Raw genomic sequence first — 22,012 nt, 5'->3', positions numbered from 1 at the left:
CCGTCACAACGCAGGAACATGGCCGGATGGCCGCCAGCCCAAGGCCCGGAGGGTATTGACCTGGATCAAGCAATGTTCAAAGAGTAGTCGCATTATCGCCGATGGACGGCGTGGTCTTTTGTCGCGTGACAGGTTGTCTCAGTGCGCGATAGAGCTGTGGGCATCGGTGAAGTCTCTTGTGGCGAGGGGATTTATCCCCGCTCTGTGGGAGCAAAGCTTGCTCGCGAAACAGTCACCTCCGATATCTGAACGACCGTGTCGCCTTCATCGCGGGCAAGCCTTGCTCCCACACAGGGATAATTCCCTCGCCACAAAAATTGCATCTCGATCTAAATCGATGCTTGGCTAACTATTTTTCCGGCAACCGCAACCTCCGGTTACAACTCGGTGATAATCTCGATGCCCTCATCACCGGACCCGTCATAGATGCCCAGCCAAGCGCCATTGCTGCTCCGCCACCATCGCCCCTTCATCGCCTTCTGGCTGGCCCGTATCTTCACCGCCAGTGGTTTCCAGATGCTCACGGTGGCCATCGGCTGGAATCTCTATCAACTGACCGGCAACGTATTGGACCTGGGTCTTGTAGGGTTGGTGGAGTTTGCTCCGCGCGTGCTGTTCATGCTGCACACCGGGCATGTGGCCGACCGCTATGATCGCCGCAAGGTCGCGGCGATCTGCCAGTCGTTGCAGGCAATGATTGCCCTGGCGCTGGTCATCGGCAGTGCCACTGATAACGTCACGCGGGAGATGATCTTCATCCTCGCCTTCCTGCTTGGCGCCGCCCGCTCCTTTGAGATGCCCACCACCCAGGCACTGCTGCCGAGCATCGTGCCGGCCGCGCTGTTTCCCCGCGCCGTGGCCGCCGCGCAGTCGGCCCAGCAGTCCGCGACCATCGTCGCCCCGGCCCTGGGCGGTCTGCTCTATGCCTTTGGCAGCGTCTGGGTCTATGGGCCGACCGTGTTGCTCTACGTCATCGCCTGCTGCCTGATGCTCAACCTGCCCGCCCGCCAGACGCCGCTGAACAAAGGCAAGGCAACCATGGATTCGTTGCTGGCCGGGATTCGCTTCATCCGCAGCCGGCCGGACATTCTCGGGGCGATTTCCCTGGACCTGTTCGCGGTCCTGCTGGGCGGTGCGACGGCGCTCTTGCCGGTGTTCGCCAAGGACATTCTGCTCACCGGCCCTTGGGGCCTGGGCCTGCTGCGCTCGGCTCCGGCGGTGGGGGCTTTGCTGATGTCGCTGTGGCTGGCGCGGTTTGCCGTGGAGCGCAAGGTCGGTCGGGTGATGTTCACCGCCGTGGGCGTGTTCGGCGTCGCCACCATCGCCTTCGGCCTCTCCACTTCGTTCTGGTTTTCCCTGGCGGTATTGGTGGTGCTGGGCGCGGCGGACATGATCAGCATGGTGATCCGCGCCTCCTTCGTGCAGTTGGAAACACCGGACGAAATGCGCGGCCGGGTCAGCGCCGTGAACGGACTGTTCATTGGCGCCTCGAACCAGTTGGGCGAGTTCGAGTCCGGCCTGACCGCCCATTGGTTCGGCACCGTGCCGGCGGTGGTCATGGGCGGTGTCGGCACGCTGCTGGTGACCGGGGTCTGGATCAAACTGTTCCCGACCCTGGCCAACCGTGACCGGATGCACGAACCGGTGGAAGCGGCGAAAACCTAAAGCAGTTTATCCAGCGTGATGGGAAAGTCCCGGACCCGTTTGCCGGTGGCGTGATAAATCGCATTGGCCACGGCCGCCGCCACACCGACGATGCCAATCTCACCGACGCCCTTGGAGCCGAGGGCATTGACGATCTCGTCGTGCTCGTCGACAAAAACCACGTCAATGTCGCCGATGTCGGCGTTCACCGGCACATGGTATTCCGCCAGGCTGTGATTCATGTGCCGGCCCAAGGCATGGTCAGTCAGGGTTTCTTCGTGCAAGGCCATACCGACACCCCAGACCACGCCACCGAGGATCTGACTGCGCGCGGTTTTCGGGTTAATCACCCGTCCGGCGGCGATGGCGCTGACCACCCGATTGACCTTCACCGTGCCCAAGTCCTCATCCACCAGCACTTCGACAAACACCGCCGAATGCGTGGCCGTGGCGTAGGCTTGCCGTTTTTTGTCCGGCTCGGCAGTGACCTGAACCTGCAAGGGTGTCTCGCCGCTTTTTTGCGCCAGCTCTGCCAACGAGACACAGGCCTCGCCCAAACGTAGCTGACCGTCGGCAAACGTCACTTGTTCAAGGGTCGCGCCAGCAAAGGCCGGACAGGTCTGCCGCGCCACAGCCAGGAGTTTTTCGTTCAGGGCTTCACAGGCCTGCTGCACGGCGGTGCCCACCGACGAGACGGTGAACGAACCGCCCTGCAGGGGCGCAGTCGGCAGCGACGAATCTCCGAGGATAAAGGTGACGTTTTCCAGGGAAATCCCTGACGCTTGGGCAGCGATCTGGGTCATGACTGTGTAGGTGCCGGTACCAATGTCAGTGGTGGCGCTGCTGACGGTCAACTGGCCGTTGGCATCCAGCGAGGCCCGAGCGCTGGCCTTCTGCTGCATGGCCTCCCACACACCGCCCGCCATGCCCCAACCGACCAACTGCCGACCTTCACGCATGCTGCGCGGTTCCGGGTTGCGCTTGTCCCAGCCGAAACGACGGGCACCTTGGGCATAGCATTCACGCAACTCCTTGCTGGAATAGGGTTTGCCTTCGTTCTCGTTACGCTCGGCATAGTTGAGCAACCGCAGCTGGATCGGATCGATCGCCAAGGCACAGGCCAGTTCATCCATGGCGCACTCCAGACCGATCAGTCCCAGGGCAGCGCCGGGGGCGCGCATGTCCAGCGGCGTATAGACGTCCAGCGGCACCAGCTTGTAGGTCAATTCGACGTTGTCGCAGTGATAGAGCATGCCGCTCCACTCCACGACATGTTCGGTGAAATCCTCAAAGCGTGAGGTTTGGCCGATGGCCGTATGCGCCACCGCCAACAGTCGCCCGTTGGCCGCGGCCCCCAGTTGCACGCGCTGCAAGGTCCGTGGCCGATAGCCAAACGTAAACATCTGCTGACGCGTCAGACTGACCCGCACCGAGCGCTTGAGCGCCAGCGCCGCCATCACCGCCAGGGGCATTTGGTACTGTGGCCGCAGCCCGGAACCGAAGGCGCCGCCCACATAGGCGGCAAACACTCGCACCTGGTCTTTCTCAAGCCCGAAGACCTTTTGCACATAGGCCTGGCAGTTTTGCGTGCCCTGGGTCTTGTCATGGATGTGCAGGCTGCCGTCAGGCTGATACAGCACGGTGGAGGCATGAGGCTCCATCGGGTTGTGGTGTTCGATCGGTGTGCTGTAGGACACGTCCACACTGAGGGCCGAACTGGCGTACTCGCCTTGAAAATTCCCACGGGGCTTGGGCAATTCTGCTGGAGCCGGATGGGCTTCGTTTTGCAGGATGGCCAGATCGGTCTGATGGTCCTGGGCTTCATATTCGATTTCAATAAGCGAACCGGCGTAGCGGGCCAGCTCGAGATTTTCAGCGATCACCAAGGCCAATGGCTGGCCGCTGTAGAGTACCTGATCGTTATACAGCGGTCGGAACGGCGAACCCTCTGCCGCATCGGCGTCTTGGTAGGGCTCGTCGTAGCTGGCGATCCTGGGGCGGTTGGTGTGGTCGATCACCGTGACCACTCCGGGCAACGTCAACGCTCGGCTGGCATCGATGCGCCGCACGCGGCCACGGGCGATGCTGCCGGAGACGACGCTGCCGTGCAACAAACCGTCCTCGGGGTATTCGCCAGCATATCGGGCCTGGCCGGTGACCTTGAGCAGGCCATCGACCCGGTCCAGCGGTTGCCCTATGGATTTGCTCGAAGCATTCATCAGGCGTGTCCTCCCACCAGTGCGGCATCGCTCAAGGCTCGGACCACCGCACGGCGCGCCAGTCTGACCTTGAAGCCGTTATGTTCCAGCGGCTCGGCGTTTTGCAACAGCGCGTCAGCGGCAGCCGTGAAGGTTTCGCGGCTGACGGTCTGGCCGCTCAGCCAACTCTCCACGGCCCGATCACGCCAGGGTTTGTGGGCAACGCCACCCAAGGCCAGGCGCGCCTGGCGGATCACCGGTCCGTCCAGCTCCAGCGCCGCCGCCACCGAAACCAACGCAAAGGCGTAGGACGCCCGATCGCGAATTTTCAGGTAATGGCTGTGTTCAGCGAAACCGGCGGCAGGTAACTCAATGGCGGTGATCAGCTCATCATCGGCCAGTTGGTTGTCCCGTTCCGGGGCATCGCCGGGCAGGCGGTGAAAGTCAGCGAACTCGATGGTCCGTGCCCCGCCCCGACCGATAACATGCACCACCGCCTCCAGAGCAGCCAGCGCCACGCACATGTCAGAGGGGTGCGTGGCGACACATTGATCACTGGCGCCGAATATCGCGTGCATACGATTCAAGCCGTCCCGAGCCGGGCAACCGCTGCCGGGGCGCCGCTTGTTGCACGGCACGTTGGCGTCATAGAAGTAATAACAACGTGTGCGTTGCAGGAGGTTACCGCCGGTGCTGGCCATGTTGCGCAACTGTGGCGAGGCGCCCGCCAGGATGGCCTGGGAGAGCAGCGGGTAGCGGCGCTGGATCCAGGGATGCCAGGCCAGGTCAGCATTGCTCACCAACGCGCCGATCATCACCCCGCCGGAAGGGGTTTCACTGAGGTCCGCCAGGGGCAGCCCGGTAATGTCGATCAGGTGCTCGGGTCGGGTGAGGTTTTCCTTCATCAGGTCCAGCAGGTTGGTGCCACCGGCAATGAAGCGTGAAACCGGGCTCGACAAGTCGACGGCGGCCTGCACGGTGTCGGGCTTGCTGTATTGGAAAGGGTTCATTGATCACCTCCCCGCTGCGGGCAGAGCGGCAATGCCTCTTCGATAGCGTCACGGATGTTGTTGTAGGCGCCGCACCGGCAGAGATTGCCGCTCATCAGTTCGCTGATCTGCCCCTTAGTCTGTGCCCGGCCTTCGTTGGCCAACCCCACCGCAGAGCAGATCTGCCCAGGTGTGCAGTAACCGCACTGGAAGGCGTCGTGCTTGATGAAAGCCTGCTGCATGGGATGCAGCTGATCAGCGCTGGCCAACCCCTCGATGGTGGTCAGCTCAGCGCCGTCGCACATCACCGCCAGCGTCAGGCAGGCGTTGATCCGCTTGCCGTCGCGCAGCACCGTACAGGCGCCACATTGACCGTGGTCGCAGCCTTTCTTGCTGCCCACCAAATCCAGTTGCTCACGCAGCAGATCCAGCAGCGTGGTCCAGGGCAGCACTTGCAGTTCGCGTGCCTGGCCATTGAGCGTCAGGCGGATCGGATGGCGGACGAAGGACGCCTGTGTCGTTTCGGACAAGGTCGCGCTCATAAACACCTCACGGTTGGTCGTACACTCGCGGCGTTTTCGCAAACCGCCGTCATAAGGGGTACGACTTCGGGGTGGGGTGAGCGTTCAAGGCAATTTCGACACGCCAAAAAAGCCTTAGCCATCGCGGGATACACAGATTTATCTGGCACGTGCGGTATATATGTAGCGCACCGAGTGTAACGTATCGCCTTACACTCGATTCCATGATTAAATCCTTCCGACACAAGGGCCTCAGGATCTTCTATGAAACGGGTTCGACCCGTGGAATCCGGGCTGACCATGGAAAACGCCTGGCTCGCATGCTCCAGTTCATGGACCGGGCGCAGTCGCCTGACGACTTGGATATCCCCGGATGGCGACTGCATCCGCTCAGGGGTGAGCGGGTTGAATACTGGTCGCTGAGCGTTTCGGGAAACTGGCGAATTATTTTTTGTTTTAGCGGTTCGGATGTCGAACTGGTCGATTATCTGGACTACCACTGACAGGAGGCTGGAACATGCCCATGCACAATCCGCCACACCCTGGCGAAACGCTACTGATGGATGTGTTGCCCGAATTGGGCATCACAGTCACCGAGCTGGCGCGGCATTTGGGCTTCGCCCGGCCGCATCTTTCTCGGGTATTGCATGGCCATGCACCCGTCAGCCCCGATCTGGCAGTGCGCCTGGAACGTGCCGGGATCGGCAAGGCCAGGGTCTGGCTGGGCGTCCAGACGGACTATGATCTGTGGCAAGCCGAACAACGTGAACAACCCTTGATCGAACCTTTCCTACAGCACGCTTGACGCCCGTCAGGCCAGCAACTCCGCCGCCACCACGCCCCTCACGCCCTTGCCGCTGAGTTGCTCCACCAGCGTCAAGGCAAACGCCAGCGCGGCGGCGGAGCCTTGGGCGGTGATGCAGTTGCCGTCCACCACCACCGGCTGATCGACAAAATTGCAACCGGACAGTTGCTGGCTCACGGCGGGCAGGCAGGTCATGCGGCGCTGGCGCAGTACGCCGAACGCTTGCAAGGCCAGGGCCGGGGCTTCGGCGATGGCGGCGAAGAAACGTCCGGCTGTGGCCTGGTCCTTGACCAATTGTTGCAGAGGCTGGTGCGCCGCCAGGTGTTGAGCACCAATGATGCCGCCGGGCAGGACGATCAGGTCAAAGCCCTGCGCCAACAAGTCCACCAGCATGCCATCGGCGGTCAACCGCGTGCCACGGGCGCAGGTCAACATCCGCCGCCCTTCGATGCTCGCCACCACCACTTCGACCTGAGCCCGGCGCAGCACATCGATCAACGTGACGGTCTGCAAATCGTCGACACCTTCGGCAACGGCAATCAGGGCTCGGGGGATCTTGGTTCCAGGAATCATGGGCGCTCTCCGCTGGGTGATGCTTGTAGTGTAGGAGTTGCCGAAGGCTCGGGCCGGGTTCGGACGATCTTTTGACCTTTGGCTTGGGACTCAAGCGCCGGGGAAAAGATCGCAGCCTCGCTTCGCTCGACAGCTCCTACACAGCTCCCACAGGGGATCGGCGGGTCATTTGATGTACAGCTGGGTCGACATCCGGTTGCCTGGGGCGTTGATCGACTGGTTGCTGAAGTTGAAGGTACCTTCCTGCTTGCCCTTCAGATCGAAGATGTACAAATAGCCGACCGTTTGAGTCCCGTTCGAGCAGTCATTCAGGTTGCCATTGCTGAACGCACACACCGGCGAGCGGGTGCCATCGACGTCAAAGCCGTCCAGCGTGACATGGGGCTGACGGCCGTAACCCACCTCCAGCACATAGACCTTGATACTCGGGCCGCTGTGATTGCAACGGGTCTGCGCTTGCCCTTGGGCGATGTCTTCGAAGCCACAGGCGGGCGACTCGACCTTGAGCACCTTGACCTCGCTCAGGGGCGGTGCCGAAGCGGCATTGACGGCCTGCGAATGCAGCCCCAGGCCCAGCGCACATGCCCATGCGGCCAACAGGTGTTTTTTCATACGATGCATAAAGACCTCCCGGAACCGCGCGCAGTATGGCTCACTTGGCGCGTCGGCAAAACATCGACGAGGATCGCAGCCATTGCGCCACGCTGCTGGTATGATGCGCGGCTTTTTCCGACCCGCAGAAAATTCCCGAGCGCCCCTGGCGGTCTGTGCTTTGCTGTTGAGGTCGATACATTCACGGCGCCCGGCGCGCCACGGGGAGCAGACATGCTGGAAAGGCTGTTTCAACTCAAGGCACACAACACCAACGTGCGGACCGAGATTCTGGCGGGCGTCACGACCTTCCTGGCCATGGCCTACATTCTGTTCGTCAACCCAAGCATCCTCGGCGAAACCGGCATGGACAAGGGAGCGTTGTTCGTCGCCACCTGCCTGGCGGCGGCCATCGGTTCCGCGACCATGGGGCTGATCGCCAACTACCCGATCGCCCTCGCGCCGGGCATGGGCCTGAACGCGTTTTTCACCTACACCGTGGTCCTGCACATGGGCCATACCTGGCAAGTGGCGCTGGGCGCGGTGTTCATTTCCGCCGTGTTGTTCTTCCTGCTGTCGATCTTTCGCATCCGCGAATGGATCATCAACAGCATCCCGCTGCCCCTGCGCTCGGCCATCGCCGCCGGTATCGGCCTGTTCCTGGCGCTGATCGCTCTGAATAATGCCGGCATCGTGGTGAAAAACCCGGCAACCATGGTCGGCCTCGGTGATTTGAAACAACCGGCGCCGATCCTCGCCACCCTCGGCTTCATCCTGATCGTTGGCCTCGAAGCGCTTAAGGTGCGCGGAGCGGTGCTGATCGGCATCCTGGCGGTCACCCTCGCCTCGATCCTGATGGGCTTCACCCCGTTCGGCGGAATCATGTCCATGCCGCCATCGCTGGCGCCGACCTTCCTGCAACTGGACATCAAGGGCGCCCTGGACATCGGTCTGGTGAGCGTGATTTTCGCCTTCCTGTTCGTCGATCTGTTCGACAATTCCGGCACCCTGATCGGCGTCGCCAAGCGCGCCGGACTGATGGGCAAGGACGGGCACATGCCGAAAATGGGCCGGGCGCTGATCGCCGACAGCACCGCCGCCATGGCCGGCTCGCTGCTGGGCACCTCCACCACCACCAGCTACATCGAATCGGCGGCGGGCGTCAGCGCCGGCGGCCGCACCGGCCTGACCGCCATCGTCGTGGCGGTCCTGTTCCTGCTGGCGCTGTTCTTCTCGCCACTGGCCTCCAGCGTCCCGGCCTTCGCCACCGCGCCGGCGCTGTTGTTCGTCGCCGTGCTGATGACCTCGGGCCTGGCGGAAATCGACTGGGACGACATCACCGTGGCCGCTCCCGTGGTGATTACCGCGCTGGCGATGCCGTTCACCTATTCCATCGCCAACGGCATTGCCTTCGGCTTCATCGCCTGGACCGCCATCAAACTGGTGTCTGGCCGTGGCCGTGAGCTGAACCCGGCGCTGGTCATCCTGTCGATTCTGTTTGTGATCAAGTTGGGTTGGTTCAACGCATGACTTTTGATTCCCAGGCCTACGCCGCTCAACTCCAGGACAAGGTCAGCCGCTTGCGTGACCTGCTGGCCCCGTTCGATGCACCGCAGCCTGCGGTGTTCGACTCACCGCTGGAGCACTTTCGCCTGCGGGCCGAATTCCGCCTGTGGCGCGAGGCCGGCGAGCGGCATTACGCGATGTTCTCCCAGGACGACAAGCGCACGCCGATCCTCATCGAGGAATTCCCCATTGCCAGCCTGCGCATCAATCAGTTGATGCCGCAACTCAAGGCCGCCTGGCAGGCCAGCGCGCCCCTGAGCCACAAGCTGTTCCAGGTGGAGTTCCTGACCACCCTGGCCGGCGATGCGATGATCACCCTGTGTTACCACCGCCCGCTGGATGAGCACTGGCACGCAGCGGCCACAAAACTGGCGAACGACCTCGGCGTGAGCATCATTGGCCGCTCCAAGGGCAAACGGGAAGTGATCGGCCATGATTACGTGGTGGAGAAGCTCGACGTCGGTGGCCGCACGTTCAGCTACCGCCAGCCCGAAGGCGCCTTCACCCAGCCCAACGGCACCGTGAACCAGAAGATGCTCAACTGGGCTTATGAGGCATTGGGTGATCGCAGTGATGATCTGCTGGAGCTGTACTGCGGTAACGGCAACTTCACCCTGCCTCTGGCCACCCGCGTACGCAAAGTGCTGGCGACCGAGATCAGCAAGACGTCGGTGAACGCCGCGCTGAGCAACCTCAGCGAGAACGCTGTGGATAACGTGACCCTGGTGCGCCTGTCAGCCGAAGAATTGACCCAGGCCCTGAACGAAGTCCGCCCGTTCCGTCGCTTGCATGGCATCGATCTCAAGAGCTACGAATTCGGCAGCGTCTTCGTCGATCCGCCCCGCGCCGGCATGGACCCGGACACCTGCGAACTGACCCGGCGCTTCGACAATATCCTGTACATCTCCTGCAACCCCGAAACTCTCGCCTCCAACATCGCGCAACTGCACGATACCCACCGCATCACCCGCTGCGCGATGTTCGATCAATTCCCCTGGACCCATCACATGGAATCCGGGGTGTTGTTGACCCGGCGGTAAGCACAGCCCCCCGTGGCGAGGGAGCAAGCTCCCTCGCCACAATTTCCACCTCAAAAACTTACCGTGCCTGCGGCCATGTTCGATCATCGAACACTTATTGCCCGATGCCTTCGGCTTTGTTTGACCAAATTAACCATCTAGTACAATTTATCTCCACCGGCTGAAATCCGCCGACCCCAACAATAAAAATTGTGGAGAAATTGCCATGCCTCCGATCGTTCTGGTGCTCAACGGCCCGAACCTGAACCTGCTCGGCACCCGCGAGCCGGCCACCTACGGCCACGAAACCCTGGCCGACATCTCGTCGCTATGCGGTCGTGCCGCTGAAGAACTTGGCCTGGCGGTGGAGTTTCGCCAGACCAATCAGGAAGGCGAATTGCTGGACTGGGTGCATGGCGCACGCGGCCGGTGTGCCGGCATTGTCATCAACCCGGCAGCCTGGACCCACACCTCGGTGGCGATCCGCGATGCCCTGGTCGCCAGCGAAGTCCCGGTGATCGAGGTGCACCTGTCCAACGTCCACGCCCGCGAAACGTTCCGTCATCACTCCTTTGTTTCATCGGTCGCCATCGGTGTGATGTGCGGGTTTGGCAGCCATGGTTATCGCCTGGCGCTGGAGCATTTCAGTCAGCGGTTGAAGGGTTGATGAGCATGTCGAATATCACCGTGCTTGCCGGCCTGATTGGTGCGGGCATCCAGGCTTCGCGCACCCCTGCGCTGCATGAGCGCGAGGGCGATGCCCAGGGCATGCGCTACCTCTATCGACTGATCGATCTGGACGCCCTGGAACTCGACAGCGGCGCCCTGCCCGACTTGCTCAAGGCCGCCGAGCATATGAACTTCACCGGCCTGAACATCACCTTCCCCTGCAAACAGGCGATCATCCCGTTGCTCGACGAGCTGTCGCCCGAGGCCAGGGGCATTGGCGCGGTGAATACCGTGGTGTTCAAGGAGGGCAAACGCATCGGCCACAACACCGACTGCCTGGGGTTCGCCGAAGGGTTTCGCCGCGGCCTGGGTGAAGTGGCACGTCAGCACGTGGTTCAGATGGGTGCTGGTGGCGCAGGCGCGGCGGTGGCCCACGCGCTGTTGGAAGAAGGCACACAGACGCTGAGCATTTTTGATGTTGAAGTCAGCCGCGCCGAAGCGCTGGCAAACAACTTGAATCAACACTTCGGTCCTGGCCGCGCCCGCGCCGGGCATGATTTGCCTGCCGCCATGGCCAAGGCGGACGGCCTGGTGAATACCACGCCCATGGGCATGGCTAAACTGCCGGGCATGCCGGTGCCGGTCGAGCTGCTGCGGGGCGAGTTGTGGGTCGCGGAAATCGTCTACTTCCCACTGGAAACCGAACTGCTGCGCAACGCCCGCGCGCTGGGTTGCCGCACGCTGGATGGCGGCAACATGGCAGTGTTCCAAGCGGTGAAGGCGTTCGAGCTGTTCAGCGGCGTGGCGCCGGATGCGCAGCGGATGCTGGAGCATTTCCAGAGCATGAATCACTGAACCCACCCTTGTGGGAGCGAGCCTGCTCGCGATAGCGGTATGTCAGTTACATCAACACTGACTGATTCACCGCTATCGCGAGCAGGCTCGCTCCCACAAAGGTTTCAAGGTCAGGCCTGCAGATACCGCAACACCGACTCACAAATCATCTGGCGATGACGCTGCTTGATCGCTTCGTCCGGCAAATCGATCTGAAAAATCTCACCTAAGGTGTGGCGATTGGACACGCGGTAAAAGCAGAAAGAACTGATCAGCAGATGCACATCCAGCGGTTCGAGGCCAGCGCGGAACACCCCCTCTTCGGCACCTCGGCGCAGGATCACGCCCAGGGAATCAAGGATGGTATTGGTCATCGCCTTGATGGCGCCCGATTGCTTGACGTACTCGGCGTTGTGAATGTTTTCGATGCAGACGATGCGCACGAAATCCACATTGCGGTCATGGTGGTCGAAGGTGAATTCCACCAGGCGCCGGATCGCATCGACCGGGGCCAGTTCGGCCAAGTGCAGGCGGCTCTCAGTGTTGCGGATATCGCCGTAGAGTTTTTCCAGCACCTCGACGTACAACTGCTCCTTGCTGCCGAAGTAGTAGTAGATCATGCGCTTGGAGGTGTGGATGCGCTCAGCAATGGCGTCGACCCGAGCGCCGGACAGGCCCTGCTGGACGAACTCGACGATGGCTTCCTGAAGAATGTTTTCCCGGGTTTTCTCCGGGTTGTTCTTGCGACTCTTGCGCGGCTCGACGACAGGTTCGTCGAGGTCTGCGGAAAGCTCTGAATTCATAGTCATCGCGGGGCTCACGGCCATCACTGCACAGGTTGGCGATTATGGGCCGCACCGCGCAGTCAAGCCAAGCCACGGGGTTGCCCTTTACCGCCGCATTTACGATTTCCCTACAACTTGGCGTGCCGCAAGCCACCGCTGCGGGACTTGGCCATGGCCGCCAACCGCACCGCGACATTGGCGGCGCCGTAGCCGGCATAGCCGTTCTTGCGCTGGATGATTTCAAAGAAGAAGCGCCCTTCGAACGGCTCGGTGTAGACGTGAAACAACTCGCCGCCCTGGGCGTCACGGTCGTACAGCACGTTGAAATACGCCAGCTCGCTGAGAAATTCATCGTCGAAATCGAAACGCGCCGCGAGGTCATCGTAATAGTTGAGCGGAATGTCCAGCAGCGGCACGCCGGCTTCTTTGGCACGGCTGACCTGGGCAAAGATGTCATCGCAGTCGAAGGCGATGTGGTGCACGCCGGAGCCGCGATAACTGGACAGCGCATGGGAGATCGCGGTGTTACGGTTCTCGGAAATATTGAGCGGTAAGCGGATCGAACTGCAACGGCTACGCAGGGCACGACTCTTTACCAGGCCATACGGATCGGGCAACACCACTTCGTCGTCGGCTTCGAAATCCAGCAAGCTCTTGTAGAACAGCACCCAGCTGTCGAGGCTATCGGCCGGCAGCGCCATCGCCATGTGGTCGATGCGCTTGAGTCCGGCACCGATGACAGCGCCCGGTTGCAGGTTGAAATCGGTGCCGTAGACGTCGGCGTCCTGATCCACCAGATAAATCAGACTGCCATCCGGTGCACGCACCGCCGCCAACTCCAGTTCGTTGGGCCCCACCAGGCCGCGATAAGGCTGACCCTTGTAGGCCACGGCCCGTTCCAGGGCGCTGGCGCTGTTTTTGACTCGCACGGCGGTGGCGCATAGGGACGGTCCGTGAGCTTCGAAAAAGCTGTGGGCAAACGAATAGGGCTCGCAATTGAGGATCAGGTTGATATCGCCCTGGCGCAGCAGGCTCACGTTCTTGGAGCGATGCTGGCCGGCCTTGACGAACCCCAGCCGCTCCAGCCAATGGGACAGCTTCGCGCCAAGGTTGTCGTCCACTGCAAACTCAAGGAACTCGATACCGTTGTATTCGCTGGCCGGCGGTGTGGCGAACAGGATGTCAGCATGGCTCGCCGGCTCGGCCTCTTCGGCCAGCCGCTGGCGGGTCTTCTCTTCCAGATACAACAATGAACGCAGACCGTCGGCGGCATTGGCCCGTGGTGGCGCGGCGCGGAAACCGTCGTTGAAAATCTCCAGCGACAGTGGCCCGGTGTAGCCACTCTTGATGATCGGTGCCAAAAAGCCCGGCAAATCGAACTCGCCCTGGCCTGGGAAGCAACGGAAGTGCCGGCTCCATTCCAGGACATCCATCGCCAGGATCGGCGCATCGGCCATTTGCACGAAGAAAATCTTGTCGCCGGGAATCTGCGCAATCGCACTCGGATCGCCCTTGAGAGACAAGGTATGGAAGCTGTCGAGCAACACACCCAGGTTAGGATGGTCGGCCTGGCGCACGATGTTCCAGACCTGTTGATAAGTATTGACGTGTCGGCCCCAGGCCAGCGCCTCGTAACCGATGCGCAAGCCTCGCGCACCGGCTCGTTCGGCCAGCAATCGCAGGTCATCCACCAGAATCTGCTCATCACCCAGGCTGTCGGCCGAGGCGTTACTGCACACCAGCACCAGGTCGGTGCCCAGCTCCTGCATCAGGTCGAACTTGCGCTCGGCCCGCTCCAGATTGCGCGCAAGGCGTTCGCGACGGCAACCTTCAAAGTCCCGAAACGGCTGGAACAGTGTGATGGCGATGCCCAGGTCGGCGCACATCTGCCTGATTTCCCGAGGGCTGCCATCGTAATAGAGAAGGTCGTTCTCGAAGATTTCCACCCCGTCGAAACCGGCGGCGGCAATGGCTTCAAGTTTCTCCGGCAGGGTACCGCTCAAGGACACGGTGGCAATGGAACGCTGCATGACTTCGGCTCCCGGGACAGGCATCGGCTACACACAGGTGTGCCGCTTTTGAAAGAGTGAGCCGATTATTGAGCTGAAGGTTTGTTTCAGCAATTTAATATGTACTATTCGGTTAGTTTTTTGGGCGATTATCGAACGCAATGCCCGATCAGCGAATTGACGATTTTTTGCTCACTGCGCACCATCGGCCCCTCATTGAGGCAGGCCTGATCGTCGACCTCTCTGGACAGCCCCAGACCACACCATAAGAATTTCAAGAACGGGTACACGTTATGATTCCTTCCCAAAGCTCCCGCCTGCCCCCCGTCCTGAGTGCCACGACCGCTGGCGTCGGTGACAAGATCCGCGGCGCCCTGGCCGTGGGCAAAACCCGTTGGGGCATGCTCGCCCTGGTATTTTTCGCCACCACCCTGAACTACATCGACCGCGCCGCACTGGGCGTGATGCAGCCCATCCTCGCCAAGGAAATGAGCTGGACGGCGATGGATTACGCCAACATCAACTTCTGGTTCCAGGTCGGCTATGCCATCGGTTTCGTGCTGCAAGGCCGACTGATCGACCGGATCGGCGTCAAGCGTGTCTTCTTCTGCGCCGTACTGCTCTGGAGCCTGGCGACCGGTGCCCATGGCCTGGCCACGTCGGCGGTGGGCTTCATGGTCTGCCGCTTCATTCTGGGCCTGACCGAAGCCGCCAACTACCCGGCCTGCGTGAAGACCACACGGCTATGGTTCCCGGCCGGTGAACGGGCCGTGGCGACCGGTATTTTCAACGCCGGAACCAACGTTGGCGCGATGTTCACCCCAATGCTGCTGCCGCTGGTCCTGCAGGTGTGGGGCTGGCAGGCGGCGTTCCTGTGCATGGCCGCGCTGGGCGGGATCTGGCTGGTGTTCTGGGGCCTGAAATACTTCAACCCGGAAGATCATCCCAGCGTCAAACAGGCGGAACTGGACTACATCCAGGCCCAGGACGAACCCAATCAGGTCCGCGTGCCGTTCTCCCGTATCTTGCGCATGCGGGGCACCTGGGCGTTCGCCCTGGCCTACTCGATCACGGCACCGGTGTTCTGGTTCTACCTCTACTGGTTGCCGCCGTTCCTGAACCAGCAATACAACCTGGGCATCAACGTGACCCAGATGGGCATCCCGCTGATCATCATTTACCTCACCGCCGATTTCGGCAGCGTGGGCGGCGGGATTCTGTCTTCCTTCCTGATCGGTCGCGGCCTGAATCCGATCAAGGCCCGGCTGATTTCCATGTTGCTGTTCGCCTGCTGCATCATCGGCGTGATCATGGCCGCCGGCGCCAGCAACCTGTGGATGGCCGTGTTTGCCATTTCCCTGGCCATCGGCGCGCACCAGGCCTGGACCGCCAATATCTGGAGCCTGGTGATGGACTACACGCCCAAACACATGATGAGTACAGTGTTCGGCTTCGGCGGCATGTGCGCCGCCGTCGGCGGAATGTTCATGACCCAATTGGTGGGCCATATCCTCACAGTGACCAACAACAACTACACCGTACTGTTCACCCTGATCCCGGCGATGTACTTCATTGCCCTGATCTGGTTGTACTTCATGGCACCGCGCAAGGTGCCGACGCTGGAAAGCTGATACCCGTCAGCCCGGGACTCATCCCCTGTGGGAGCAAGCCTTGCTCCCACAATCGATCCCACCACGGTCCGCTTTAGCTCCGCCGCTGTTGCCACGCCGCCGCCAACCCGCTGAGGCAGATCAGCACGATGCCGAACACCGTGGTCAGCGTCGGCGTATGGCTGAACAGCAACCAGCCGAGCAGGCCGGCAAAGACGATCTGGCAATACCCGAATGGCGCCAGCAGCGCCGGGGCGGCGAAGCGGAAGGCCTGGGTCAGCATCAGGTGCGCCGTCATCCCGCACGCCCCCAGTGCAAGCATCATCGCCCCATGCAACAGACTCGGCACCTGCCAAAAGAACGGTACCAGGGCGCTCATCACCAATGTGTTGCACAGGCCGGCGAAGAAATTGCTGGTGGTGGGGCTGTCGATCTCGCTGAGTTTGCGAGTGAGCAGTTGATAGAAACAGAAAAACAGTGCCGAACAGAACGGCAACAACACCGCCGGCGTGAACAGCTCACCGCCCGGATGGACAATGATCAACACCCCGATAAAACCGAAGATCACCGCGATCCACTGGCCGCGCGTCACGTGTTCACCCAATAAAGGCACCGACAATGCAGTGACCAGCACGGGCGCGAGGAAGTTGACCGCGGTCGCCTCCGCCAACGGGATGTAGAGCAGCGCCGTGGTGAAAAACAGGCTGGTGCCCAACAGGCACAACGCACGCGCCAACTGCCATAACGGCCGCTTGGTACGCAGCACGCGCAGCCCGGAGCGCGGCAGGAAAATCCCCGCCATCAACAGCGTGTGCACCAGATAGCGCGCCCATACCACCATGATGATCGGATAGAACCCCGAAAGATATTTGGACAAAGCGTCATGGCTGGAGAACAGGAACGTCGCGCAAAGTATCAGCAGGATGCCCTTGAAGGCCTGATTGACGCCGGAAAGCGGGGTGCTGACGGTCATGTAAAAATCCTGCGCTGCTTGATGTAGAGGAGCCGGTATCTGCGACTGCAAATTCAGCTGAACAACTCCGATGCCTGGCTGGCTTGTGACAATTCCTCGGTAAACGCAAGCAAGGTCGGCGCCAGCTCATGCAGCCTCGCTCGCGTCATCCGTGCGGTGGGCCCGGCAATGCTGAGCACCCCCAAGACCCGGCCATCCAGCGGATGACGCACCACGGCAGCAATGGCTGAGGTGCCGACCGCCGAACTTTCCTCGACACAGGCATAGCCCTGCTCACGGGCCTGACGCAGGTACTGAAGCAATTCAACGCTGCTGCGCGGCGCGTTGGGGCCCACGTCCGCCGGCATTTCCAGGGCCTGGCGGTCCACCAGCGACAGCGCCTGGGCGTCGCTCATGCACGCCAGCCAGGCATGGCCCGACGCGGTATAGACCAACGGCGCCTCGCGGCCCATGTCGGGGTCGTAACGCAACCCGGACCGGGCGCCCTGGGACTTGGCAATCCAGGTCTGGCGATCACCCTCGATCACGCCCAGGCGCACCAGTTCACCGCTTTCCCGAGCCAGGCGATCGAGCACCGGCTGCACGATATCGGCACCGCTGCGCGACAGGTAGCGAAAGCCCAGGGCGACCAGGCGGGTCGACAAGTGATAACGCAGGTTCTCGGGGTTCTGGCGCACGTAACCCAGGCGCGTCAGTTCGGCAAGCAGGCGGTGCGTAGCGCTCTTGGGAATCTGTAAGTGTTCGGCCAACCCTTGCAGAGCCCAGCCGCGGGGATCGCTGGCAAGACATTCCAGCACATTGAAAACCCGTTCGATTTGACTGCCGGCCATGAAAAATCCAGATGAGAGACGTCGATTCCAAAATATGCGAAGTGTAATGCAAATTCTGGAACCCGACATTCAATGTTGACCGATGAACCAAAACCCGTGGCGATTGCCTGAGAGCTCAGGCGTACACCCTGCGCCTTCAAAAGCTAGACTCACTGCGAATGTCTGTCCGTTAACTGGCGGCAACCCCACTCAGCAGCAACACTCTTCACACGGTCAATCAGAGGATTTCCCACATGTTATGGAAAAAAGGTCGCCGCAGTGACAACGTGGTGGACGCCCGCGGGGACGGTGGGGGCGGGATGCGTTTCGGCGGCGGCAAGGGGCTGAGCCTGACGGCCATTGTCCTGATCGTCGGCATCGGCTGGATCACCGGCCAGGACCCCATGCAGATTCTCGGGCAACTGGCCGGGCAGATGGACCAGACTTCGGCCCCTGCTTCCTCCCAGACCCGGCAAGCGCCGCCCGCGAACGATGAACAGGCCGAGTTCGTGCGCTCAATCCTCGGTGATACCGAAGACACCTGGGGCCAGGTCTTCCAGCAGGCCGGGCGCCAGTACCAGCAACCCAAACTGGTGCTGTTCAGCGGCCGGGTCAACTCGGCTTGCGGCCTCGCTTCATCAGCCACCGGCCCGTTCTATTGCCCGGCCGATAAACAGGTCTACCTGGACATGAGTTTCTTCCAGGAAATGTCCCAACGGTTCGCCGCCGCCGGGGATTTCGCCCAGGCCTACGTCATCGCCCATGAAGTCGGGCATCACGTCCAGACACTGCTCGGGGTGTCGGCAAAAATCCAGGAGGCTCGCCGTCAAGGTCGCCAGATGGAAGGCGATGGTGGTCTGCTGGTACGTCAGGAATTACAGGCCGACTGCCTGGCGGGCGTCTGGGCCAACCATGCGCAGAAGCGCCTGAACTGGCTGGAGCCGGGGGACATTGAAGAGGCCTTGACCGCCGCCAACGCCATCGGTGATGACCGCCTCCAGCAGCAGGGCCAGGGCCGGGTGGTGCCGGACTCCTTTACCCACGGCACCTCGGCGCAACGGGTTCGCTGGTTCAAGACCGGGTTTGCCCAGGGTCAAGTCAGCCAATGCGACACCTTCGCGGCGAAAAATCTGTAATGAAGTGGGGTGCCCTCCTCAGCCTGCTGCTGTGCTGCACCTTTACCCAGGCAAACGAACAGGGCGTGGGCGTGGTCGCTCAAGGGCGACTGCAGCTCAAGGGCGGCGCCATGGTGGTCGGCGTGAGTCCACCCCCGGCGTCTATCCAGCGCGTGTTGATCATCCTCCATGGCCGGCTGCGCAACGCCCAGACGTATCTGCACAGCGCCGAAAAGGCTGCCGCACACGCCGGTCAACTGACCACGACCCTGATCATCGCCCCGCAGTTTCTCAACGAACATGACGTTGCCCGCCATCAGTTGCCCAATGAGCTCTTGCGCTGGCAGGGCAACGACTGGATGGCCGGCGGCTTATCCACGGGGCCCAAGGCGGTCAGTTCCTTTCAGGTCATTGACGACATCGTCGCCCGGGTCAGTGACCGGCAGCAGTTTCCCGAGGTGAAAGAGATCGTCATCGCGGGCCATTCCGGCGGCGCGCAGGTCGCTCAGCGCTACGCCTTGCTCGCTCGCGGCCAAACCCGGATCACACCCAGATTCGTCATCGCCAACCCATCCTCCTATGCCTATTTCGACGCGCAGCGCCCCATGGCCTTCGACCCGGCCGGTTGTCCCGGCTTCAACCATTGGAAGTACGGCCTGCAGAACCTGCCCGCCTATGCCGCCGGGCAAACGCCCGCTCAACTGGAAGACAACTACGTCAAACGCGACATCGTTTATCTGCTTGGGCAACAGGACATCGACCCTGAGCATCCGGCGCTGGATAAAGGCTGTGAAGCGCAGACCCAAGGGGCGTATCGGTTACTGCGCGGGCAGTTCTTTTTTGACTACCTGACCCGGCGTCATCCTGAAGGGCTGAACCAGCGGCTGATCGAAGTGCCCGGGGTTGGGCATGATGGGGATGGCATGTTCAATTCGGCGCAGGGGCTTAAGGTTTTGTTTGGGCAGTGAGCCTTGTGTCGAGCGGGAGGGCCTCTTCGCGAGCAAGCCCGCTCCCACAGTGGATTTGTGTCGATCACAAATTCTGTGTTCACCGTAAATCCACTGTGGGAGCGGGCTTGCTCGCGAATGCGGTTAACCAGCCAACATAACTATCAAGCCGACAGCATCCGCCGCAACTCCCCACAGTCGCGCGCATGCCAGTCCGCCAGCTCCGGCCACGGATTGTCCGGCAGGTTCACCAATACCGTCCGCGCACCCGCCGCACGGCCGCAGTCCAGATCGAAACGGTAGTCGCCCACCATCACCATCGCTTCGGGCGCCACACTCCAGGCCTCGGCCAGTTTCAACAGGCCGCCTGGATGAGGTTTGGGCGGTGCTTCGTCACGGCCCAGCACATCCTCCACGGCGAAACAGTCGGCCAAGCCGATAGCTTGCAGGGTCACGTGGGCCAACTCGCGGGCGTTACGGGTCAGAATCCCCAGGCGATAGCCGCGCCCCGCCAGTTCGCGCACCAACTCGACCGCCCCCGGCGCAGGCCGGGAGCCCAGCGCCAGGTCCCGCTCGTGTTCCAGCAGCCAGGCATGCTTGGCGGCGGCTTCGTCAGCCGGCAACGCCGCCAGGTGGGTCAGAATATCGTCTTCGGCCGGGATCGCCAGCGCCACGCGGATCGCCGCAAAATCATGCACCGCGATAGTCAGCGTACCGTCCATGTCGAACACCCAGTGGCGCACATCGGCCAGGCTCATGCCCAGTCCTTGCGGTGGCGAATCAGGCCTTCCTGGGTCACCGACGCCACCAGTTGTCCGGCGCGATTGAACACGCTGCCACGGGAGAACCCACGGGAATTGCCGGCCCACGGACTGTCCATCGCATAGAGCAACCAGTCATCGGCGCGCAGGTCGGCGTGGAACCACAAGGCATGGTCGAGGCTGGCAACCTGCATGTCCTTTTGCCAGACCGATTTGCCGTGGGGCAGCATCGAGGTGGTCAGCAGACCAAAGTCCGAGGCGTAGGCCAGCAGGTATTTATGCAGGGCCGGCGAGTCCGCCAGGGCACCATCGGCCCGGAACCATACGTACTTGACCGGATCGGCCGGCTGCGGATTGTAGGGATCTTTCTCGGTGACCGGGCGCACCTCGATCGGTTTGGGGCACAGCAGTTTTTCCCGCATGTGTTCGGGCAGCAGGTGCGCCCGCTGCTGGGTCAGTTCCAGCTCCGAAGGTAGGTTCTCCGGCCCTACCACCTGGGGCATGGAGTTCTGGTGCTCGAAACCCTGCTCGTCGTATTGAAACGAAGCGCTGCATGTGAAAATCGGGTGGCCTTTCTGGATCGCCGTGACCCGGCGAGTGCTGAAACTGCCACCGTCACGCACCCGGTCCACCTGGTAGACCACCGGCAAGGCCGCATCGCCTGGGCGCAGGAAATAACCGTGCATCGAATGCACATGACGGGCCTCTTCAACGGTCTGGCTGGCCGCCGACAGTGACTGGCCCAGCACCTGGCCGCCGAACAACTGGCGGAACCCCAGGTCCTGGCTGCGACCGCGAAACAGGTTCTCTTCGATGGGTTCCAGGGTCAGCAGGTCGACCAGATCTTCCAACACGTGGCTCATTCAGACTTTCCTCACACAGCTCAACCGCGCAGCCGGTGCTGCGACGGTGGATCGATTGTTGGCCCGGGCCATTGTGGCGGGCATTGTAAACGTCCGTGTCGGCTAACCGTGCAGGGTCTGTAGCCACTGTTCACGGTTGATGCGATAGAGCACATGTTGACGCAATGGATGACCGACGGCGAGCTTTGGGTGTTCGAAGTCATCGGCCGGGTCATGCTGCATGCCGATCGCTTGCATGACTTTCTGCGATGGCAGGTTATCGACGGCGGTGAACGCCACCACCTCCTCCAGCCCGAGGCGATCGAACGCACACCGCAGGGCCGTCCATGCGGCTTCGCTGGCATAACCCAAGCCCCAATGCTCCCGGGCCAGACGCCAGCCGATCTCGACTGCCGGAGTGAAGTGCGCGTCGAACCCGACCACGCCCAAGCCGGTAAAGCCAATGAAGGCCCCGGTGTCCTTGCGCTGCAGGGCCCACAAACCAAAACCATGCTCGGCAAAATGGCCCCGCACGCGCCCGATCAGCGCGGCGCTTTCCAGGCGGCTCAGGGGCGCCGGAAAATAACGCATCACCTGCGCATCGGCAGACATGGCGGCAAACTCCGGCAAGTCCGCGTCGCGCCACTGGCGCAGTATCAGCCGCGCGCTTTGCAGTTCCAGTATCGGCTCCATTTCCTTCCTCTCCATGCCCCAACGCCTACTCAAGCGAAATCGCCACGCCCAAATAAACG

General features: G+C 61.8%; 22 protein-coding genes. 10 read left to right on the top strand and 12 right to left on the bottom strand.

Annotated features, from left to right (window positions below; translation table 11 throughout):
* The first annotated feature begins 426 nt into the window (after window positions 1-426).
* The gene (locus tag BM132_RS26440) at window positions 427-1,665 is read left to right on the top strand and encodes an MFS transporter (protein WP_092459795.1); all 1,239 of its coding nucleotides are present in this window, start codon (window positions 427-429) and stop codon (window positions 1,663-1,665) included.
* Here BM132_RS26440 and BM132_RS26435 read toward each other — a convergent pair.
* From BM132_RS26435 to BM132_RS26425, 3 genes are read right to left on the bottom strand one after another with little or no spacing between them, the layout of a single operon-like run.
* Entirely contained in the window at window positions 1,662-3,863 is a 2,202-nt protein-coding gene (locus tag BM132_RS26435; RefSeq protein WP_092459793.1) for a xanthine dehydrogenase family protein molybdopterin-binding subunit, read from the bottom strand. The genes BM132_RS26440 and BM132_RS26435 overlap by 4 nt on opposite strands.
* The gene (locus BM132_RS26430; protein WP_092459790.1) at window positions 3,863-4,852 is read right to left on the bottom strand and encodes an FAD binding domain-containing protein; all 990 of its coding nucleotides are present in this window, start codon (window positions 4,850-4,852) and stop codon (window positions 3,863-3,865) included. The genes BM132_RS26435 and BM132_RS26430 overlap by 1 nt, the downstream gene beginning before the upstream one ends.
* Window positions 4,849-5,373: a (2Fe-2S)-binding protein gene (locus tag BM132_RS26425; protein ID WP_092459788.1), complete on the bottom strand. Its 525-nt coding sequence runs from the start codon at window positions 5,371-5,373 to the stop codon at window positions 4,849-4,851. The genes BM132_RS26430 and BM132_RS26425 overlap by 4 nt, the downstream gene beginning before the upstream one ends.
* A 203-nt stretch (window positions 5,374-5,576) precedes the next feature.
* On the opposite strand from BM132_RS26425, the gene BM132_RS26420 reads away from it, so the two are divergent.
* Both BM132_RS26420 and BM132_RS26415 read left to right on the top strand, forming a co-directional pair.
* Window positions 5,577-5,855: a type II toxin-antitoxin system RelE/ParE family toxin gene (locus tag BM132_RS26420; protein WP_092459786.1), complete on the top strand. Its 279-nt coding sequence runs from the start codon at window positions 5,577-5,579 to the stop codon at window positions 5,853-5,855.
* A gap of 14 nt (window positions 5,856-5,869) precedes the next feature.
* Window positions 5,870-6,157 (top strand): HigA family addiction module antitoxin, encoded by a 288-nt coding sequence (locus tag BM132_RS26415; protein ID WP_092459784.1) that lies wholly within the window; start codon window positions 5,870-5,872, stop codon window positions 6,155-6,157.
* A 6-nt stretch (window positions 6,158-6,163) separates the two neighbouring features.
* Here the strand turns inward: BM132_RS26415 and BM132_RS26410 are convergent, their stop codons facing one another.
* Together BM132_RS26410 and BM132_RS26405 are read right to left on the bottom strand one after the other, a co-directional pair.
* Window positions 6,164-6,730: a DJ-1 family glyoxalase III gene (locus BM132_RS26410; protein ID WP_092459782.1), complete on the bottom strand. Its 567-nt coding sequence runs from the start codon at window positions 6,728-6,730 to the stop codon at window positions 6,164-6,166.
* A gap of 165 nt (window positions 6,731-6,895) precedes the next feature.
* Window positions 6,896-7,351 (bottom strand): DUF4879 domain-containing protein, encoded by a 456-nt coding sequence (locus BM132_RS26405; RefSeq protein ID WP_092459780.1) that lies wholly within the window; start codon window positions 7,349-7,351, stop codon window positions 6,896-6,898.
* 204 nt (window positions 7,352-7,555) lie between these two features.
* Between BM132_RS26405 and BM132_RS26400 the strand changes: the two genes are divergently transcribed.
* The 4 genes from BM132_RS26400 to BM132_RS26385 all read left to right on the top strand — a co-directional run bounded on the left by BM132_RS26400 (window position 7,556) and on the right by BM132_RS26385 (window position 11,430).
* A complete protein-coding gene (locus BM132_RS26400; protein WP_092402327.1) occupies window positions 7,556-8,851 on the top strand; it encodes an NCS2 family permease in 1,296 nt (431 codons plus the stop codon).
* A complete protein-coding gene (gene trmA / locus BM132_RS26395; RefSeq protein WP_092459779.1) occupies window positions 8,848-9,927 on the top strand; it encodes a tRNA (uridine(54)-C5)-methyltransferase TrmA in 1,080 nt (359 codons plus the stop codon). The genes BM132_RS26400 and trmA overlap by 4 nt, the downstream gene beginning before the upstream one ends.
* Before the next feature lie 205 nt (window positions 9,928-10,132).
* Window positions 10,133-10,573: a type II 3-dehydroquinate dehydratase gene (aroQ, locus tag BM132_RS26390; RefSeq protein ID WP_092459777.1), complete on the top strand. Its 441-nt coding sequence runs from the start codon at window positions 10,133-10,135 to the stop codon at window positions 10,571-10,573.
* Window positions 10,574-10,578: 5 nt separating this feature from the next.
* Window positions 10,579-11,430 (top strand): shikimate dehydrogenase, encoded by an 852-nt coding sequence (locus BM132_RS26385; RefSeq protein ID WP_371264161.1) that lies wholly within the window; start codon window positions 10,579-10,581, stop codon window positions 11,428-11,430.
* 110 nt (window positions 11,431-11,540) lie between these two features.
* Here BM132_RS26385 and BM132_RS26380 read toward each other — a convergent pair whose 3' ends face one another.
* Window positions 11,541-12,218, bottom strand: a complete 678-nt coding sequence (locus tag BM132_RS26380) for a TetR/AcrR family transcriptional regulator (RefSeq protein ID WP_092402315.1) — start codon at window positions 12,216-12,218, stop codon at window positions 11,541-11,543.
* A 104-nt stretch (window positions 12,219-12,322) separates the two neighbouring features.
* Window positions 12,323-14,224: a 3-dehydroshikimate dehydratase QuiC gene (gene quiC / locus BM132_RS26375; protein ID WP_092459773.1), complete on the bottom strand. Its 1,902-nt coding sequence runs from the start codon at window positions 14,222-14,224 to the stop codon at window positions 12,323-12,325.
* A gap of 272 nt (window positions 14,225-14,496) precedes the next feature.
* Here quiC and BM132_RS26370 point away from each other — a divergent pair, with 272 nt between their 5' ends.
* Window positions 14,497-15,834: an MFS transporter gene (locus BM132_RS26370; protein WP_092459771.1), complete on the top strand. Its 1,338-nt coding sequence runs from the start codon at window positions 14,497-14,499 to the stop codon at window positions 15,832-15,834.
* A gap of 73 nt (window positions 15,835-15,907) precedes the next feature.
* Here the strand turns inward: BM132_RS26370 and BM132_RS26365 are convergent, their stop codons facing one another.
* Both BM132_RS26365 and BM132_RS26360 read right to left on the bottom strand, forming a co-directional pair.
* Window positions 15,908-16,786 (bottom strand): DMT family transporter, encoded by an 879-nt coding sequence (locus BM132_RS26365; protein WP_092402306.1) that lies wholly within the window; start codon window positions 16,784-16,786, stop codon window positions 15,908-15,910.
* Window positions 16,787-16,839: 53 nt separating this feature from the next.
* Window positions 16,840-17,616: an IclR family transcriptional regulator gene (locus BM132_RS26360; protein ID WP_092459769.1), complete on the bottom strand. Its 777-nt coding sequence runs from the start codon at window positions 17,614-17,616 to the stop codon at window positions 16,840-16,842.
* Window positions 17,617-17,849: 233 nt separating this feature from the next.
* On the opposite strand from BM132_RS26360, the gene BM132_RS26355 reads away from it, so the two are divergent.
* Together BM132_RS26355 and BM132_RS26350 are read left to right on the top strand one after the other, a co-directional pair.
* Window positions 17,850-18,731, top strand: a complete 882-nt coding sequence (locus BM132_RS26355; protein ID WP_092459767.1) for a KPN_02809 family neutral zinc metallopeptidase — start codon at window positions 17,850-17,852, stop codon at window positions 18,729-18,731.
* On the top strand, window positions 18,731-19,678 hold the full coding sequence (locus BM132_RS26350; RefSeq protein WP_092459765.1) for an alpha/beta fold hydrolase: 948 nt from the start codon (window positions 18,731-18,733) through the stop codon (window positions 19,676-19,678). The genes BM132_RS26355 and BM132_RS26350 overlap by 1 nt, the downstream gene beginning before the upstream one ends.
* A gap of 143 nt (window positions 19,679-19,821) precedes the next feature.
* Here the strand turns inward: BM132_RS26350 and BM132_RS26345 are convergent, their stop codons facing one another.
* The 3 genes from BM132_RS26345 to BM132_RS26335 all read right to left on the bottom strand — a co-directional run bounded on the left by BM132_RS26345 (window position 19,822) and on the right by BM132_RS26335 (window position 21,953).
* A complete protein-coding gene (locus tag BM132_RS26345) occupies window positions 19,822-20,415 on the bottom strand; it encodes an HAD family hydrolase (RefSeq protein WP_092459762.1) in 594 nt (197 codons plus the stop codon).
* Entirely contained in the window at window positions 20,412-21,281 is an 870-nt protein-coding gene (gene tesB, locus BM132_RS26340; RefSeq protein ID WP_092402291.1) for an acyl-CoA thioesterase II, read from the bottom strand. Before tesB ends, BM132_RS26345 begins: the two co-directional genes overlap by 4 nt.
* 102 nt (window positions 21,282-21,383) lie before the next feature.
* A complete protein-coding gene (locus BM132_RS26335; protein WP_092402288.1) occupies window positions 21,384-21,953 on the bottom strand; it encodes a GNAT family N-acetyltransferase in 570 nt (189 codons plus the stop codon).
* Window positions 21,954-22,012: the final 59 nt, after the last annotated feature.

It is taken from the genome of Pseudomonas sp. NFACC45, assembly GCF_900113505.1.
GTDB lineage: Bacteria > Pseudomonadota > Gammaproteobacteria > Pseudomonadales > Pseudomonadaceae > Aquipseudomonas > Aquipseudomonas tehranensis.
The sequence above is the reverse complement of the archived record's forward strand: the minus strand, read 5'-3'. Positions and strand labels throughout refer to the sequence as shown.

Coding starts and splice junctions, on each gene's coding strand:
- BM132_RS26440 (WP_092459795.1), top strand. CDS start 427: ATGCCCAGCCAAGCGCCATTGCTGCTCCGCCACCATCGCCCCTTCATC.
- BM132_RS26435 (WP_092459793.1), bottom strand. CDS start 3,863: ATGAATGCTTCGAGCAAATCCATAGGGCAACCGCTGGACCGGGTCGAT.
- BM132_RS26430 (WP_092459790.1), bottom strand. CDS start 4,852: ATGAACCCTTTCCAATACAGCAAGCCCGACACCGTGCAGGCCGCCGTC.
- BM132_RS26425 (WP_092459788.1), bottom strand. CDS start 5,373: ATGAGCGCGACCTTGTCCGAAACGACACAGGCGTCCTTCGTCCGCCAT.
- BM132_RS26420 (WP_092459786.1), top strand. CDS start 5,577: ATGATTAAATCCTTCCGACACAAGGGCCTCAGGATCTTCTATGAAACG.
- BM132_RS26415 (WP_092459784.1), top strand. CDS start 5,870: ATGCCCATGCACAATCCGCCACACCCTGGCGAAACGCTACTGATGGAT.
- BM132_RS26410 (WP_092459782.1), bottom strand. CDS start 6,730: ATGATTCCTGGAACCAAGATCCCCCGAGCCCTGATTGCCGTTGCCGAA.
- BM132_RS26405 (WP_092459780.1), bottom strand. CDS start 7,351: ATGCATCGTATGAAAAAACACCTGTTGGCCGCATGGGCATGTGCGCTG.
- BM132_RS26400 (WP_092402327.1), top strand. CDS start 7,556: ATGCTGGAAAGGCTGTTTCAACTCAAGGCACACAACACCAACGTGCGG.
- trmA (WP_092459779.1), top strand. CDS start 8,848: ATGACTTTTGATTCCCAGGCCTACGCCGCTCAACTCCAGGACAAGGTC.
- aroQ (WP_092459777.1), top strand. CDS start 10,133: ATGCCTCCGATCGTTCTGGTGCTCAACGGCCCGAACCTGAACCTGCTC.
- BM132_RS26385 (WP_371264161.1), top strand. CDS start 10,579: ATGTCGAATATCACCGTGCTTGCCGGCCTGATTGGTGCGGGCATCCAG.
- BM132_RS26380 (WP_092402315.1), bottom strand. CDS start 12,218: ATGACTATGAATTCAGAGCTTTCCGCAGACCTCGACGAACCTGTCGTC.
- quiC (WP_092459773.1), bottom strand. CDS start 14,224: ATGCAGCGTTCCATTGCCACCGTGTCCTTGAGCGGTACCCTGCCGGAG.
- BM132_RS26370 (WP_092459771.1), top strand. CDS start 14,497: ATGATTCCTTCCCAAAGCTCCCGCCTGCCCCCCGTCCTGAGTGCCACG.
- BM132_RS26365 (WP_092402306.1), bottom strand. CDS start 16,786: ATGACCGTCAGCACCCCGCTTTCCGGCGTCAATCAGGCCTTCAAGGGC.
- BM132_RS26360 (WP_092459769.1), bottom strand. CDS start 17,616: ATGGCCGGCAGTCAAATCGAACGGGTTTTCAATGTGCTGGAATGTCTT.
- BM132_RS26355 (WP_092459767.1), top strand. CDS start 17,850: ATGTTATGGAAAAAAGGTCGCCGCAGTGACAACGTGGTGGACGCCCGC.
- BM132_RS26350 (WP_092459765.1), top strand. CDS start 18,731: ATGAAGTGGGGTGCCCTCCTCAGCCTGCTGCTGTGCTGCACCTTTACC.
- BM132_RS26345 (WP_092459762.1), bottom strand. CDS start 20,415: ATGAGCCTGGCCGATGTGCGCCACTGGGTGTTCGACATGGACGGTACG.
- tesB (WP_092402291.1), bottom strand. CDS start 21,281: ATGAGCCACGTGTTGGAAGATCTGGTCGACCTGCTGACCCTGGAACCC.
- BM132_RS26335 (WP_092402288.1), bottom strand. CDS start 21,953: ATGGAGCCGATACTGGAACTGCAAAGCGCGCGGCTGATACTGCGCCAG.